Consider the following 15,892-nt stretch of genomic DNA (forward strand, 5'->3'; position numbering starts at 1 on the left):
TGCGAATGCATTGCCCCAACCAGCGCCTGGGTTCATTAAGTATAAAAATGAATGCGACCTGTCCCGGTTGACTATCGGGATCAGCCCCGGAACTTTCAACATAAACCGCCCCGTCTTGCAGTGTCAATGTGTGTTATCCACACAATTATTAACGCAGTTGTATTTTATGATGATTTCTTGCCATAAATCACTTATTTTGCTGACCGTTAAATAATGAGTATGAGTTTTGAAAATTTTAAGGTTCCCTACGAGGTAGATAAGACGTACGCAAAAAAAGTGGCTTATTTTTCTATGGAGTTTGCCATTCATCAGCCATTGAAGATCTATAGCGGCGGGCTGGGCTTTTTATCAGGTTCGCATTTTCGCAGCGCGTATGAATTGCGGCAGAATATGATCGGCATCGGCATTTTGTGGAAATATGGTTATTATGACCAGGAGCGCAACCAGGATCAAACGCTGGATGTGGCCTGGAACGAAAAGCTGTATAGTTTTTTGGAAGATACCGGGATTAAATTCCAGATAATGGTTCATGATACCCCGGTGTGGGTAAAAGCCTGGTACCTGAACCCTGAAACATTTAAAACGGCGCCATTATTCCTGCTGAGTACAGATCTTCCGGAGAACGATTATGTATCTCAAACGATCTGTCATAAGCTGTATGATGCCAATGTGGCTACCAAGGTGGCCCAGTTCATTTTACTGGGAGTAGGAGGTGCTAAGCTGATCGATCTGCTGGGCTTTGATCCAGAGCTCTATCATCTGAACGAAGCACACGGCCTTTCGGCGGCCTTTTACCTGTACCGGAAGTTTAACCGGAACCTGGAGGAGGTAAAGAAGCGGCTGGTGTTTACAACACACACGCCGGAAGAAGCCGGCAATGAAAAACATGATATCTGGCTCTGCCATAAAATGAGTTATTTCTGCGGCCTGGAGGTGGATGAGGTAAAAACCCTTACCCGCGATTATGGCGACCAGTTCAATCATTCACTGGTAGCCCTGCGTTTTGCTCATGTGGCCAATGGCGTGTCGAAATTGCACGGGGAAGTATCCCGCGAAATGTGGGGGAAATATGAAGGGATCTGTCCCATTGTTTCCATTACCAATGCGCAGAACTGGAATTACTGGGCCGATAAGCAAATGTATAAATTCAAAGACGTTGGGGATGATTATGGTTTTGACGATCGTAAATGGTTCCTGAAGAAAAGAGCTTTTGAAATTGTAGCTGACCAGACGGGTAAATTGTTTGATCCGCGGGTGCTGACGATCGTTTGGGCCCGGAGATTTGCCGGTTATAAAAGAGCGGGGATGATCGCATCCGATCTGCAGCGGTTTAACCAGCTGGTGCATAGTACCGGGTTCCCTGTCCAGATCATTTGGGCCGGTAAGCCGTACCCGATGGACTTCCCGGCGATCTCCGAATTCAATGAACTGGTACACCTGAGCAAGAACTATAAGAACGTGGCTGTACTGACGGGCTATGAGCTGGGACTATCGAAGCGGTTGAAGCAGGCGGCTGATGTGTGGCTGAATAACCCGCGCGTACCGCGGGAGGCCTCCGGTACCAGCGGTATGACGGCAGCCATGAACGGGGCCGTGAACTTTTCCACTGATGATGGCTGGATCCCCGAATTCATTAACCATGGCCACAACGGGTTTGTGATCCCCAAGGCCGACTACGCGAACATGCATACGCACGAACAGGATCAGTATGACCTGGATAAACTTTACGAGATCCTCACGGGCCAGGTGATTCCCCTGTATTACCAGGATTACAATACCTGGAGGCAGATCATGAAGAACGGTATGCAGGATGTACGCTGGCAATTTGAAAGCAACCGTATGGCACATGAATATTATGCACTGATGTATAACGCCAACCAGTAGCCTTTTAAGGTATTGGTACGTTTAAAACCGGGACTGACCAGAAGGACTGCGTAGGCAGCCTTTTAGTCAGCCCTTCTTTCGCAGTCATGTGGGCGAAGCCAAAAAAGTTGTGTCATTTTTTTTGTGGCAAAATAAAATTGACACAGATTTTTGTGTCATGTTACCGGGGAAAACCTTCTTTTTGGGTTTACTGTGATAAAAAATTCGCAGCTACGGTAGCTGTGGGAACAGTGTTGCTGAAAAAACCGGTGATCTTCTCGATCACCTGCTCTACCAGCGCATCCGGACAGGAAGCACCACTGGTCATGAGGATCTTTACGGGAGTGGGATCCGGAAGAAAACCGGCGGTTAGCAGTTCCTCTTTGGTATGGAAATTATAGTGCAGGATCTCCCTGCGGCTCAGGATCTTTTCGGCATTATTGATAAAATAGGTTGGCAGTTTTTCTTCGCAAAGCTCCACCAGGTGCGAGGTGTTGGAGGAATTATATCCCCCCACTACAACCGCGAAGTCTGCAGGTGTACGCAGCATTTCAGTTACGGAGGTCTGGTTATCATTAGTGGCATAGCAAAGCGTATCCCTGGTATCTGCAAAGCGTTCTGCAAGCGTTTCCTTGGTAAGCCTGTATTTGTCGATCATGATCTGCTTGAGATAATCGGCGATGGCCTGTGTATCGCTGGCCAGCATGGTGGTCTGGTTCACAACTCCCAGGCGCTCCAGGTCTTTGGCAATATCAAAGTTTACGCTGTATTGTCCTTTAAATTCCTGGTAAAAACCGGCGGCAGGCTTTTCGCCGGTAATGTATTTGGCCAGTTCCACGGTTTGCGCCATGTTCTTAACCACCACGGATGGCGCGTTAAAGGCTGCATGTGAAAAAGTGGCCCGGGTTTCTTCATGGGTTGGTTTGCCGTGTATGACAATCGTATATTCTTTCCGGGCAATGACCTCGCTCCGGTTCCATACTTTTTCCACGAAGGGGCAGGTGGTATTGTATTTTTCCGTATGAATGCCGATCGTGTTGAGTTTTTTTTCAATCTCCAGTGTGGTGCCAAAGGCAGGAATGAGCACAATATCATTGGGCGTCAGCTCCTCAAACGGAATGATCTGCCGGCCATGAGTATCCTGTAAGAAGCGGACCCCACGGGAAAGAAGGTCCTGGTTTACCTGCGGGTTATGGATCATCTCGCTCAGCAGATAGATCCGCTTGCCGGGATTTTCATCAATTGTCCTGAATGCGATCTCAATGGCATTTTCCACACCATAGCAGAAGCCGAAGTGCCGGGCCAGGTAAATCTGTACCGGGCCAAAATCCAGCAGCGTAGGGGCAAAATCCTTTTTAAGTTTATCCTTTTCCTTGCGTTTTCTTTTTATAGCGGATATCAACGGGCTCCTGTAAAAAACAGGCACATCAAACTGCTTCATGGTGTAAAATTACTTGATATCTTTCAAAAAGAGCGCTTTATCATCGCCTTCCTGCACCAGGTAGGGTTTTAAGGCATTGATGGTGTTGCCCAGCCAAAAGCCCATGGTAGCATGTTGTTTAAATGCGGCCATGCTGCACAGGATCCTGCCTCTGTAGCTGAAATGCGGGCAGGACTATTTCAGGGTTTCTTCAACATCCGGACAGGCCCGGTGCACCAGCAACCGTATATGTTCCAGGATGGGTTGCGCAAAGGGTTGCGCCTTTGCACTATAGATTTCAAAATCGGGATTCCTGCCGGCCATCGGGTGAATGTTTTTGGAGCTGTTATTGAAGATATGAAAAAGCAAAGGAACTGCAAATAAACCCCTTTGGCCCGGTTTTACCATGCCGGGTATAAGCTGACTGTTAGGATTTGCCACTTAGGCGCTGCGGAAACACAGAGCCTTCAGTGCTTCCGGGCTTTCCTGCGAAAAAGTATAATTGACGCAACACAGGTGTAGGCGTAAAGAATGGTTTTTTTTTGAGGATTATAAAGTCCTTTCTTATCTTGCTGTTTCATTAAAAACGTTTATATGCAGGAACTGATCGACAAATTAAAAGCAGAAGTAAATCTCGATGACGAGCAGGCGCAAAAAGCTATTGAAGCCGTTAAGAATTATATCATCGAAAAGTTTCCGATGCTGGAAGGTGCTGTTGCCAATCTTTTTGGACAGTCCTGATTGATCTTATTGCCAGGATAGGGGCGGGGATGATGGTGTATAGCTGGCAGTGTATTGTTGGCCTGTTGTTCCCGTTTGATTATTACCGGCGCCGGTAGTAGGTGCTGCCTGCTGGTATATGCTTGCTCCCTGCGGGGATGCGCTGTTCCAATAAATGGCATGTAAAAAAGGCAGTGCAGCGGTGGTCCCCGGCTGCACTGCCTTCAAAGAATATTATGCAGCCTTTACAAGGCCCATTTTGCTTTTGTCGAACTTACGCCTTGCGTATTCCCGGGTGAGGGTGAAATGGGTTTCTGATGCTGAGGGCAGCTCGTACATGGCATCGGTAAGGATGCTTTCGCAAATGCTGCGCAGCCCGCGTGCGCCTAATTTGTATTCCACGGCTTTGTCCACCATAAAATCCAGTACCTGTGGTTCCACATCCAGTTCAATACCCTCCAGCTCAAACAGCTTTTTGTATTGTTTCATCAGTGCGTTCCTGGGCTCTGTGAGGATGGCCCTAAGGGTAGTAGCATCCAGAGGGTCCAGATGCGTAACCACCGGTAAACGCCCCAGCAGCTCAGGGATCAGTCCAAAGGTTTTCAGATCCTGCGCATTTACAAAGCGCAGCAGGTTTTTCTTCATATCTTCCTGCTCTTCCTTATCCACGTTAAAACCGATCGTGTTGGTTTGTACCCTTCGGGCAATGATCTTGTCTACCCCGTCAAATGCGCCTCCGCAAATAAAGAGGATGTTCTGGGTGTTGACCTTGATCAGTTTCTGATCGGGGTGTTTACGTCCGCCCTGTGGCGGCACCAGCACATCTGTTCCTTCCAGCAGTTTCAGAAGACCCTGTTGTACGCCCTCTCCACTTACATCCCGTGTAATGCTGGGGTTATCACTTTTGCGGGCTACCTTGTCCAGCTCATCAATGTACACGATACCGCGCTCGGCAGCTTCCACATCGTAGTTGCATACCTGCAGCAGCCGGGTTAAAATACTTTCCACATCTTCGCCTACATAACCGGCTTCTGTAAAAACGGTGGCATCCACAATAGCAAACGGTACATTCAGCATTTTGGCAATGCTCCTCGCCAGCAGGGTCTTTCCGGTTCCGGTTTCCCCCACCATAATGATATTGCTCTTTTCGATTTCAACGTCGTTATGACTGTCGATGTCCCTGCTCTTTTGTTTCAGCCGTTTATAGTGATTGTAAACGGCCACGGCAAGTACCTTTTTGGCATCATTCTGACCAATCACATAATCATCAAGGAACGTTTTGATCTCCATCGGCTTCCGGATCGACTGGTTAAACCCGCTAACGGTTTTGGTGTCTTCCCTGAAATGAAGCTCCTGGTTAATAATTTCCTGTGCATGCTCCACACAGTTTTCACAAATATGTCCATCCTGCCCCGCGATCAGTATTTCTACCTCGTCCCGGTTCCTTCCGCAAAATGAACACTTTAACACATTATCCGGCATAGTCCGATTATTAAGAATTAAGCTGCAAAGTTAAAAAAATCGCTGCGAATACAGCGATTTTCCATTTTTTATGATTTTATTATTACTTTTCGGGATGCGTTTATAGTTGGGTTACAACCTTATCAGCGATACCATAGGCAATGGCCTCCTGTGCATCCATCCAGTAATCGCGGTCAAAATCCCGGAGGATCTCCTCAACGGTCTTGCCGCAGTTCTCTGCCAGGATCTGGGCGCCGATCATTTTAACCCGCTGTGTTTGTTTGGCTTGTATCTCCAGATCGCTGCTTACACCCCGGATAAAACCACCCAGGGAGGGTTGGTGGATCATTACCTCACCATGCGGATAGATATGCCGTTTTCCTTTTTCACCGCCGCTGAGCAAAATACTGCCCATCGATGCCGCCAAACCCATACAAATGGTGCTTACCGGACTTTTGATCATCTTCATGGTATCATAGATCACCATTCCGCTGGTTACCACGCCACCGGGGCTGTTGATATAAAATTTGATCTCTTCTCCCGGTTTGTCGGCATCCAGCAACAACAGCTTGGTAGTAATTTCGCGAGCGCTTTTATCATCCACAACGCCCCACAGGTATACGGCTCTTTTTTCAAAGAACAGTTGCTCCAGGCGTTTGTTCAGCATCATCAGGTCATCCCGTTTGTCGGCGGCCTCTTTAGGCTCTTCTTCTTCTCCTTCACCATCAAAGCGAAGCGGATTTAACCATTTATCTTCTTTTAAATTGGATATCATGTTATTTTTTTTAGTTTGATAAGTTAATGAGTTGATCGGTTTAAAAGGGGGCAAAAAGCACCCTGTAAACTTTTCAACCTGTAAACTGTCCTACTTTTTCTTCTTGTTTACCAGCAATACTTCATCCACAAAACCATACTCCTTGGCTTCAGAAGCGGTCATCCATTTATCCCGTTCAAAATCCTTTTCGATCTGGTCAATCGGTTTGTCCGTGTGATGGTTTACGATCTCATACAGTTCCTTCTTTAATTTGCGGATCTCGTTCACGGTGATCTCAATATCACTGGCTTGCCCGCCAATACCCCCACTGGGCTGATGCATCATAATGCGGGCATGTTTTAACGCGGCTCTTTTGCCATGTGTGCCGGCACCCAGTAATACACAGCCCATGGATGCAGCCATACCGATACAAATGGTGGCCACATCAGGAGTTACATATTGCATCGTGTCGTAAACACCCAGCCCTGCATAAACACTGCCGCCCGGGCTGTTGATATACATATTGATATCGCGTACCCGATCCGTGCTGTCCAGGAACAGCAGCTGGGCGGTTACGATATTGGCCACTTCATCGTTGATAGGATAACCCAGGAAGATGATGCGGTCCATCATCAGGCGGCTGTATACATCCATTACGGCCACGTTCATGGGTCTTTCCTCAATGATATTGGGCGTTAATGCGGTTACCAGGTGATTACCGTAGCTGTGCAGGGTATTGCTTGAAATACCCCGGTGCTTTACCGCATATTTTTCAAATTCCGAGTTATACGTCATAATAATCTTAAGTTACAGGTTAAATTTAATTGCTGCCGTTGCCGCTGCCCGGATGTTTTGCCGGGCGCTGTACAAACAGCTTTTAAAAGTAATCAAATATTTCTCCATTTACAAAATAGTGGTTTTAAATGCCAACTTGGCTGATTTTGCCCCGGTAAATTCGTCAGATATGCATGTGCCCCGGGCGTATCCGGCTCTTTTGTTCACGGGCCTTGGGTCAGCCTTCCCGGCGATCAGCCCCGGTGCCAGGAGCTTTGATTCCCGGTCTTCTGCAGACCCGGCCCCGCTATGGGGCTTTCCTGTATGCTTCCTGCCGGGAGCTGCAGAAAGCCCGGCGGTATTTTTAGTACAATGCAGACACTTGTTTGATGCCTGCGGTATTGACTGTTTGTTAATAATTTGTTGACGGCGGGGTAGTGTGTTATATCTGCAATTTGAAATAACTTTAGCAAAATCCCGAAAAATGAAGCGTAAAGAATTTTTAAAAATAGCAGGGCCGGCCTTTCTGCTGCTGGCAAACGGTAATATTGTACGGGCAGGGGAGCAGGCGGGGGACCTGCTGAAAAAGAAAAAGCGGGTACGCTTTGCCCTTGCTTCCGATCTTCATTACGGGCAGCCGGGTACGGACTATGACCGCTTTTTGAAAAATGCGATAGCGCGGATCAATGAGGAACACGCAAAAGCGCCTTTTGATTTTTGTATGCTGAATGGTGATATCGTGCATAATGACCCGGTACATTACCCGGCGGCCAAAGCACTTATAGAACAATTAAAGATGCCCTATTATGTAACGCCCGGAAATCATGATATGGTAACGCCTGAACGCTGGCAGCGGATCTGGAACCGGCCGGTGAACTATGATTTTGCAGTGAATGGGACGGTGTTCCTGGCAGGTACGACTTCCAATGAAAAGGGGGAGTATATCTGCCCGGACCTGCAATGGATGGCGGCGAAGCTGGAGCAGTATAAAAAAGCCAGGAACCTTTTTGTGATCGTACATATCAATCCCGCTAAATTAACGACCCACGGCATCGACTGCCCCGAGTTTCTGGCATTGCTGAAGCGTTATAAAAATGTAAGGGCTGTGTTTAACGGGCATGATCATGATGAGGATGGCATTAAGAAAAAGCTGGATATCCCATTTGTTTTTGATGCGCACGTAGGCGGCAACTGGGGAACCCCGTACCAGGGATTCCGGGTAGTGGAGCTGCTGGCAGATGAAAGCGTGCTGACCTATATTATGAATCCGGTTGAACGCCTGAATGAAGCACGGCTATAGCCAGCCAACGGCGCTAGGGAACTGAGCGCAAGGAAACCGGCTGCACGTGGTTCACAAGGCCTTAAAAGCGGGCCATGCAAACCGGTGCATTTCTTCAATGCGTACACCGGTCATTTTATTGCGCAGTTGATCCGGAGTGATCAGGATGCTGGTAAACGAAAGCCGGGTTCCGTTGTTCAAAAAGATCGTATACACTGCAAAATCGCGAACGGGGCTGCGCGAGTTTGATTGACCTGAAAAGGCGATCTTCAAAATATCCTGTTTTTGATATTTGATGAGGTGCTGCGCAGTACCAAAATAAAAATCCGGCAAGCCTTTGGAGCCTTTTTCAAAGTTCCGGTATTGTACCTTACCTGTTAGATGGTTCGTGCCATTTTAAAAGTACATAAAAAAAGCCGTTCCTTTTGAGAACGGCTTTTTTAAACATCTTGTATCGATTAATGGTGGTGATGCTGGTGTTCACTGACCATTTTAGCAAATTCTTCCGCTTTGATGGATGTTGCCTTGGGTTTTACCCTGGTTTCTGCCCATTCAAATACCTTTTGGGATTGCAGGCGGTTGTAAGCATCCTCCACGTATTTCCGGTCTTTCATCATGCGTTCTATATAATCGTTTACCCAGGGCTGATCCTCTGTCATACCCATTGCTCCGCCCATGTACTGGAATAATTGCTGTTTGGCAAAGTTCCGGATCTCATCGGGTGCTACCTGTATGCTGTTATCCGTAATGATCTTTTCAGTGATCAGGGTCCATTTCAGCTGGTTCAGGAAGGAAGGCATTTCTGCTTCGATCTGCTCCGGTGTTTTGGCGGGTTGCTGATCTTCTCCTTCCTGCGGCTGGCTGTTTTGAGTCGTGAGCCAGTTCTTCAGGAAGGTTTCAGGGAATTCTATTTTTGTATCATCAACCAGTTTGTGGAACAACTGGTCGTGGATCTGGTTGCGGCTCTGGGCTGCCCAGTACTGATAGATCTCGTCTTTTACCTTTGCTTTGAAGTCTTCTTCTGTTTTTACATCGCCTGCGGGGTACAGCTGGTTAAAGAATTCCTCATTCAGTTCCTTCTTCTCAAGCAATCCCACTTTTGTGATCTCCAGCTGGAACGTTTTATCCCTGGTGGCAGCATCCTCTTTGTCAAGACCAAGATCCTGGGCAATAAATTCCAGTTCTTTTTCTCCGAAAGCCTCGCCCAGTTTAATGCTAATGCTATCGCCGGTTTTTTTACCGTTAAGCGCGGTTCTTACCGCAGGTGCAAAGTATTTTACCAGCAGCGAGTTGTCCTTTTTTATACCATCTTCAACCAGGTTACCTGCTGCGTCGGTTTCAGTAAATGTTACATTCAGCACATTATCATCCGCATCAACGGCCTCTTTATCCGTCATGTTGCCGTAGCGGTTCTGCAGGCGTTCTACTTCTTCATTTACCATTTCATCGGTAATGTCGATATTGTAACCGGTAATATCCAGCTTGGCCAGGTCCTGCATTTTGAAATCGGGCTTCAGGCCGATCTCGAAATGGAAATCATAGTCCGAAGGATTGCTCACGTCCAGTTTCGACATGTCGTTTTCCAGGGGAAGTGGCTGGGCGAAAATATTTACTTTATTGGTATCCAGGTAGTTTACAACTTCTTTATCAACAGACCGCAATACTTCGTCCATGAAAAGAGACGGCCCGTACATTTTCTTTATCAGACCAGCAGGAACTTTTCCGGGGCGGAAGCCGGGGATACTGGCTTTCTTGCTGTATTCTTTTAAGGATTTTTCAAATCCGGGTAAGTAGTCCGTTTTGTCCAGCTTTATGCTGAGCTTTTCGTGAAGAGGGCCAATTTTTTCTTGTGTAATTGTCGCCATTTGTATTGTTTAATGTTTAAAGGTTCAATGTTTAAGGTTATTAACTAGCAACATTAAACATTAAACCTCAAACCTGTTTAGTCCGGATGAAGGGACTCGAACCCCCACACCTTGCGGCATCAGATCCTAAGTCTGACGTGTCTACCAATTCCACCACATCCGGATAAGAACTCTATTTCGGGCTGCAAATGTAGTATATTCTGCCATAAAAAATCACAGTTCCCGGAAAAAATACGGGGAATGCGGACACGGCGGGCCACAGAAGCGCTGATTTGAATTCCGGTATTTAAAATGAAATGAGTCTGCGTCCAAATGCCTGGCATGTACCGGCGGATCAGCGACCCTGAATATTGACAGACCTACGAATACCGCTTTAAAGAATTATGGCCGTTTCAGGAATATGGTTTTTTGCAAAAGATTGTTAACCTTCCTTAGTTTATCACTAAACAGCGAACCATCAACGGCGGGATCAAACCGTTCTACATAAACCGTGGTACCATTTAATACCATTTTTTTGCGGCTGCTTTTTTTTGTATTTTTTAAGGTGCTCATATATACAAATTTAATAAATTCTTTCAACAAAAAAAGCTAAATACGGAACAGGAATTTCAGGATTGAAAGTCAATTCTTTATATTGCTGACCAACGTTTACAAGGCCGGTGATCACAAATTCTTTTGTAAACTCAGCGTGGTACATTTTTAAAATTCGCTGGTAAAGTCTTAAACGTTCGGGGGTGCTTCCGGTAAATACTATTTTGATACCAGGTTTTAGCAGGGTAAATACTTTCAGGATGCGTACAACGGTTGCCAGTACTTTTATATTATCTCCGTTGTTGGAGTGCACGGAATCATCAATTGTTCCGTCCAGACACAGATCGCCAAAGCCCAGGTTGTAAATATGCGGTATACCGGTTGGCGAAAATTCAACAATTTTTTCTATATGCATTCTTCCGGTACTGATAAAAGAATACCTGTTGCCAGCACTTATTTCATAGGGATAAGCAGGGTGTTTCATTTGGACCTGTTTCAAGTGGTTAGTGTATTACAAAGTAATCTTATGTCAAATATAATCAAAAAATAATATAAAAGAACAGCTATTTGAAGGCTGCCAAAACGCACGGGTGACCTTTATTTTTGTTGTTTAGGGAGAGATGACGCCGCGCAGCAGAATTTCTGTATTTTTAACAGGAGGAATGAATCGTTATCAAAGAAACAAAAGGAAGAGGAGTGTGTCCATTATTGCATGAAAACTGTAGAGCAAAAACCCAAATATGGTCTTAACGAGGAGCAGGAGAAAAAACTGATTTTAAGGGAGTACCGGTCACTGTTGCGCGCGTTGAAGGATAAAATAAAACCGGGAGATAAAGATATTCTCCGGAGGGCGTTTGAAATGGCAGCGGATGCACACAGCAGCATGCGGCGTAAAAGCGGTGAGCCCTATATCCTGCACCCGATCGCCGTGGCAAAAATATGTGTGGAGGAGATCGGGCTGGGTGTCCGGTCAACTGTATGCGCATTGCTTCATGATACGGTAGAAGACACGGATATCACCCTCCAGGATATTGAGCGGGAATTTGGTTCAGAAATTGCGCGGATCGTAGACGGACTCACAAAGATCTCCAATGTGATTGATTCCTCGGCCTCCCAGCAAGCCGAGAACTTTAAGAAAATCCTGCTTACGCTTACAGATGATCCCCGGGTGATCCTCATTAAACTGGCCGACCGCCTGAACAACATGCGTACGCTGGACAGCATGAAGCGGGAAAAACAGTTAAAGATCGCATCCGAAACGGTATATGTTTTTGCTCCCCTGGCGCACCGGATGGGGCTTTACAGTATCAAAACGGAACTGGAAGACCTGGCTATGAAGTACCTGGAGCCGGACACCTATAAAGAGATCGCCAAAAAGCTGGCGGAGACCAAGCGCGACCGGACCCGGTATATCAACGAGTTTATCAAACCCATTAAGGAAAAACTGGAAAGGAACCGGTTTGATTTTGAAATATACGGGCGCCCTAAAAATATTCATTCCATCTGGAATAAAATGAAGAAAAAGGGGGTGACTTTTGAAGAGGTTTATGATCTTTTTGCCATCCGGATCATCCTGAATTCCCCGCAGGAGCGGGAAAAGGAAGACTGCTGGAAGGTGTACTCGCTGATCACTGATGAATATACACCGTCTATTGAGCGGCTGCGCGACTGGGTCAGTAACCCCAAATCCAATGGATATGAGGCATTGCATACCACGGTAATGGGCCCCCGGGGAAAATGGGTGGAGGTACAGATCCGGACCAAGCGCATGAATGAAATCGCTGAAAAGGGGCTTGCCGCACACTGGAAGTATAAGGAGGGAAGTCCTGATAGTTACCGGGATGAGAACCGGTTTGATAAATGGTTTCAGCAGATCCGGGAGGTGCTGTACAACCAGGATGCAGATAGCGTGGATTTCCTACAGGATTTCAAGATGAGTTTCCTGACCGAGGAGATCTATATCTATACGCCCAAAGGGGATATAAAAATGCTTCCGGTGGGCAGTACCGCGCTGGACTTCGCATTTGCCATTCATACGGCCGTTGGCGCTAAAACGATTGGTGCAAAAGTGAATCATAAACTGGTCCCTATCAGCTATAAACTGCGCAGCGGCGACCAGGTGGAGATCATCACCAGTAACAAGCAAACGCCATCGGAGGATTGGCTGTCGTTTGTGGTAACGGCCAAGGCTAAGGCTAAGGTAAAAGAGGCGCTGAAGGAGGAAAAGAAAAAGGTGGCAGATGAAGGACGCTATACCATCCAGCGTAAGCTGGAAGGTATGGGGGTATCGCTGCAGCAGGCCAACCTGGATGAGCTGGTGCAGTTTTATAAACTGCACTCCAACCTGGAACTGTTTTACCAGGTGGCCATCAAAAATATTGATCTTAAAGAACTAAAGGAATTTAAGGTGATCGGCGACCGGATCGAATACCCGAGGCCGGTGAAGATCGTGCAGGAAAATAAGATCGAAAGTCATACCCCGGCACACAATAAACAGGATACCGAGCTGATCATTTTTGGTGAAAGCAGCGATAAGATCATGTACCACCTGGCCAATTGCTGTAAACCTATTCCGGGGGACGATGTTTTTGGTTTTATTACCACCGGCAAAGGGCTGGCCATTCATCGCACCAATTGCCCCAATGCCCCCAAGCTGCTGGCCAACTACGGGCACCGGATCGTAAAGACCAAATGGGCGAAGAACAAAGAAATCTCATTCCTTACGGGTGTTAGGATCATCGGGATGGATGATGTGGGCGTGGTAAGCAAGATCACCAGCCTGATCTCGGCCGAGCTCAAGATCAATATAGCGGCGCTCACCATCGAGGCTTCGGAAGGATTGTTTGAGGGAAATATTAAAGTATATGTGCATGATAAAGAAGAGCTGGATGAACTGGTGAACCGGCTGAAGGACCTGGACGGGATTGAGGCGGTGGAGCGGTACGATACAGAAGACCTGCCGGCAAAATCGTAAAGGCGGATAGAGGGCTGGTAGCGTGTGAATAGCGAGATGGGGAATGTGGGATACCGGATAGGAGCGGCAGGAGGACGCTTGGGGATAAAGGCTCCGGAGCAGCAGTGGGCTCTTTTTACTGCTACATTGGGTGTTTTTTGCTGGATATTTTTGATTTCCGAAAGGGGAAGGGGCTGGGTACCGCTCTTAGCTTGTGGTTCCTTGTTCTCATAAAAAAAAGTGGCGCTCGTTCCCGGGGAGGAGTGGGCCTGACCTCCCGCTTATATTTAAAATTCCCGCGGCAAAGCGGTTGGGTTCGGGGGATGAGGACCCCGGGGCGGTAGCGGGAGCTCCTGTACTTTTACATTTAAAATTTTTCCCCCGAAGATTCGGGGCATATTTTTAATTCCCCGCAGCGGTTTCGCTTCCAAACCTCTATTTTTGCAGCTTTAAGAATCGTTTATAAAAAGTTCATAATGATAGATGTTATTCTGGGTCTGCAATGGGGCGATGAAGGCAAAGGCAAGATTGTAGACTTTTTTGCAAAGGATTATGACGTGGTAGCACGTTTTCAGGGTGGGCCCAACGCCGGCCATACCCTTTACCGGAACGGCGAAAAACTGGTATTGCGCCAGATCCCATCGGGGATTTTTAATGAAGGTAAGATCAATCTTATCGGGAACGGAGTGGTGCTGGACCCCATTTCCCTGGAGAAAGAGTGCGAGCAGCTGACAAAGTTTGAAGGCGACCTGAAAAAAAATCTTTATGTAGCTGAACGGACCAACCTGATCATTCCCACGCACCGGGCGCTGGATAAGGCATCGGAGCTGGCGAAAGGAAACAGTAAGATCGGTTCCACATTAAAAGGGATCAGTCCCGCCTATATGGACAAGACCGGGCGCAATGCCCTGCGTGTGGGCGATATTCTGAATCCTGATTTCAAAAATATGTATGAGGCCTTAAAGGAAAAGCATTATGTGATCCTGAACTCATACGGGTTTGATGAAGACATCAGCCAGGACGAAGCTGATTTTTTCAACGCTATTGAATTCCTCAAAACGCTCAATATTGTTAATGGGGAATATTTCATTAACAAACTGCTGAAAGAGGGCAAAAAGGTACTGGCAGAGGGTGCACAGGGAAGCATGCTGGATGTGGATTTTGGAACCTTCCCGTTTGTGACCTCCTCCAATACGATCTCCGCCGGTGTTTGCAGCGGACTGGGCGTGGCACCGCAGCATATTAAAGAGGTGATCGGTATTACCAAAGCATATTGTACGCGGGTGGGAAGTGGTCCCTTTCCTTCTGAATTGGATAATGAGGATGGTCAGCGCCTGCGTGATATCGGGAAAGAGTATGGCGCCGTTACCGGCCGGCCAAGACGTTGCGGCTGGATCGACCTGGTGGCCCTGGATTTTGCCTGCATGATCAATGGTGTTACCCAATTGGTGATGACCAAGGCCGATGTACTGGATCATTTTGAAAAGCTGGAGGTTTGCTCTGCCTATTCCCTGGATGGAAAAGAGATCACCGAAGTACCGCTGCGCCTGGACCTTGCATCGTACCAGCCGAAGTTCGAAGCGTTTGAGGGTTGGCATACCGATATTTCCCAGGCGAAATCCTATGACGGGCTTCCGGGGAAAATGAAGGACTATATCACCTTTATTAATGATTATCTTGGAGTTCCCGTAAAGTATATTTCCAATGGCCCCGAAAGAGAGCAATTGATCAAAATTTAATTCATAAAAAATCAGTTTAAAAAATTTGGAGAATTAAAAACTTCGATTAAAATTTACATTTTCATTTATCAGATTTTATTAGGTTATGGCAAAATCAAATAAGTCAGCTGGAACAGACAAGAAGACAAATGCAGGCAATGCCCCTGTGGAAAAAGCGTCCTCAAAATCGAAGAAGAAAGAGGATGAATTAGAGGAGGATGATGATCTTTACGGGGAGGATGATGAAGCTCCTGTAAAGGGGAAGAAAGGAAAAGCTTCAAAAGACGACGACGATGACGACGAGGATCTTGATGAGGAGGATGATGATTGGGATAAGGTAGAAGAAGATGAGGATTGGGATAAGGATTTCGAGGAGTTTGATATTCCGAAGTCGAAATCAAAATCCGGGGGCAAAGGAAAGAAATCCTATGATGAAGATGAGGAAGAGTTTAAGCCGGACGAGGAATTTGATGACCTGTTCGGTAATAACGATGATGACTTTGATGACGACGACGATTTCAGATAAGGATCATCGGGACAGAATTTTAATAAAC

16 protein-coding genes and 1 tRNA gene are annotated in these 15,892 nt (G+C 46.8%); 6 read left to right on the top strand and 11 right to left on the bottom strand.

The features are described 5' to 3' along the window. Positions 1-219: 219 nt before the first annotated feature. A complete protein-coding gene (glgP, locus tag BLS44_RS05515) occupies positions 220-1,884 on the top strand; it encodes an alpha-glucan family phosphorylase (RefSeq protein WP_090389030.1) in 1,665 nt (554 codons plus the stop codon). A 187-nt stretch (positions 1,885-2,071) separates the two neighbouring features. On the opposite strand, the gene BLS44_RS05520 is transcribed toward glgP, so the two are convergent. From BLS44_RS05520 to BLS44_RS05525, 3 genes are read right to left on the bottom strand one after another with little or no spacing between them, the layout of a single operon-like run. Then, positions 2,072-3,304 carry a 4-hydroxy-3-methylbut-2-enyl diphosphate reductase gene (locus tag BLS44_RS05520; protein WP_090389031.1) on the bottom strand — a complete coding sequence of 411 codons (1,233 nt, stop codon included), beginning with the start codon at positions 3,302-3,304 and terminating at the stop codon, positions 2,072-2,074. Between the two features lie 9 nt (positions 3,305-3,313). Further along, entirely contained in the window at positions 3,314-3,436 is a 123-nt protein-coding gene (locus BLS44_RS27010) for a hypothetical protein (RefSeq protein ID WP_262492841.1), read from the bottom strand. Positions 3,437-3,478: 42 nt separating this feature from the next. Beyond that, on the bottom strand, positions 3,479-3,652 hold the full coding sequence (locus BLS44_RS05525; RefSeq protein WP_143019666.1) for a DUF1801 domain-containing protein: 174 nt from the start codon (positions 3,650-3,652) through the stop codon (positions 3,479-3,481). 225 nt (positions 3,653-3,877) lie between these two features. Here BLS44_RS05525 and BLS44_RS26455 point away from each other — a divergent pair, with 225 nt between their 5' ends. Further along, the gene (locus tag BLS44_RS26455; RefSeq protein ID WP_176954319.1) at positions 3,878-4,024 is read left to right on the top strand and encodes a hypothetical protein; all 147 of its coding nucleotides are present in this window, start codon (positions 3,878-3,880) and stop codon (positions 4,022-4,024) included. Between the two features lie 213 nt (positions 4,025-4,237). Here the strand turns inward: BLS44_RS26455 and clpX are convergent, their stop codons facing one another. From clpX to BLS44_RS05545, 3 genes are all read right to left on the bottom strand, one after another. Beyond that, on the bottom strand, positions 4,238-5,485 hold the full coding sequence (gene clpX, locus BLS44_RS05535; RefSeq protein WP_090389034.1) for an ATP-dependent Clp protease ATP-binding subunit ClpX: 1,248 nt from the start codon (positions 5,483-5,485) through the stop codon (positions 4,238-4,240). Between the two features lie 100 nt (positions 5,486-5,585). Continuing rightward, positions 5,586-6,239, bottom strand: coding sequence for a ClpP family protease (locus BLS44_RS05540; protein WP_090389186.1), 654 nt, complete (start codon positions 6,237-6,239; stop codon positions 5,586-5,588). Positions 6,240-6,329: 90 nt separating this feature from the next. Beyond that, positions 6,330-7,013 carry a ClpP family protease gene (locus BLS44_RS05545; protein WP_090389035.1) on the bottom strand — a complete coding sequence of 228 codons (684 nt, stop codon included), beginning with the start codon at positions 7,011-7,013 and terminating at the stop codon, positions 6,330-6,332. A gap of 463 nt (positions 7,014-7,476) precedes the next feature. Between BLS44_RS05545 and BLS44_RS05555 the strand changes: the two genes are divergently transcribed. After that, a complete protein-coding gene (locus BLS44_RS05555; protein ID WP_090389037.1) occupies positions 7,477-8,292 on the top strand; it encodes a metallophosphoesterase family protein in 816 nt (271 codons plus the stop codon). Positions 8,293-8,343: 51 nt separating this feature from the next. Here the strand turns inward: BLS44_RS05555 and BLS44_RS05560 are convergent, their stop codons facing one another. The 5 genes from BLS44_RS05560 to BLS44_RS05580 all read right to left on the bottom strand — a co-directional run bounded on the left by BLS44_RS05560 (position 8,344) and on the right by BLS44_RS05580 (position 11,151). Further along, complete coding sequence (locus BLS44_RS05560; RefSeq protein ID WP_090389038.1) at positions 8,344-8,604, bottom strand: PH domain-containing protein; 261 nt, start codon at positions 8,602-8,604, stop codon at positions 8,344-8,346. A 125-nt stretch (positions 8,605-8,729) separates the two neighbouring features. Continuing rightward, positions 8,730-10,136, bottom strand: a complete 1,407-nt coding sequence (gene tig, locus BLS44_RS05565; protein ID WP_090389039.1) for a trigger factor — start codon at positions 10,134-10,136, stop codon at positions 8,730-8,732. A gap of 81 nt (positions 10,137-10,217) precedes the next feature. Further along, a tRNA-Leu gene (locus BLS44_RS05570) sits at positions 10,218-10,299 on the bottom strand. Positions 10,300-10,517: 218 nt separating this feature from the next. After that, positions 10,518-10,688, bottom strand: coding sequence for a hypothetical protein (locus BLS44_RS26460; RefSeq protein WP_176954320.1), 171 nt, complete (start codon positions 10,686-10,688; stop codon positions 10,518-10,520). A 10-nt stretch (positions 10,689-10,698) separates the two neighbouring features. Then, on the bottom strand, positions 10,699-11,151 hold the full coding sequence (locus tag BLS44_RS05580) for a DUF6934 family protein (protein WP_090389041.1): 453 nt from the start codon (positions 11,149-11,151) through the stop codon (positions 10,699-10,701). A gap of 228 nt (positions 11,152-11,379) precedes the next feature. On the opposite strand from BLS44_RS05580, the gene BLS44_RS05585 reads away from it, so the two are divergent. From BLS44_RS05585 to BLS44_RS26465, 3 genes are all read left to right on the top strand, one after another. Continuing rightward, entirely contained in the window at positions 11,380-13,641 is a 2,262-nt protein-coding gene (locus BLS44_RS05585) for a RelA/SpoT family protein (protein ID WP_090389042.1), read from the top strand. 455 nt (positions 13,642-14,096) lie between these two features. Beyond that, on the top strand, positions 14,097-15,359 hold the full coding sequence (locus BLS44_RS05590) for an adenylosuccinate synthase (protein ID WP_090389043.1): 1,263 nt from the start codon (positions 14,097-14,099) through the stop codon (positions 15,357-15,359). A gap of 85 nt (positions 15,360-15,444) precedes the next feature. After that, the gene (locus BLS44_RS26465) at positions 15,445-15,864 is read left to right on the top strand and encodes a hypothetical protein (RefSeq protein WP_176954321.1); all 420 of its coding nucleotides are present in this window, start codon (positions 15,445-15,447) and stop codon (positions 15,862-15,864) included. Positions 15,865-15,892 lie beyond the last annotated feature (28 nt).

Source organism: Niabella drilacis, from assembly GCF_900101395.1.
GTDB lineage: Bacteria > Bacteroidota > Bacteroidia > Chitinophagales > Chitinophagaceae > Niabella > Niabella drilacis.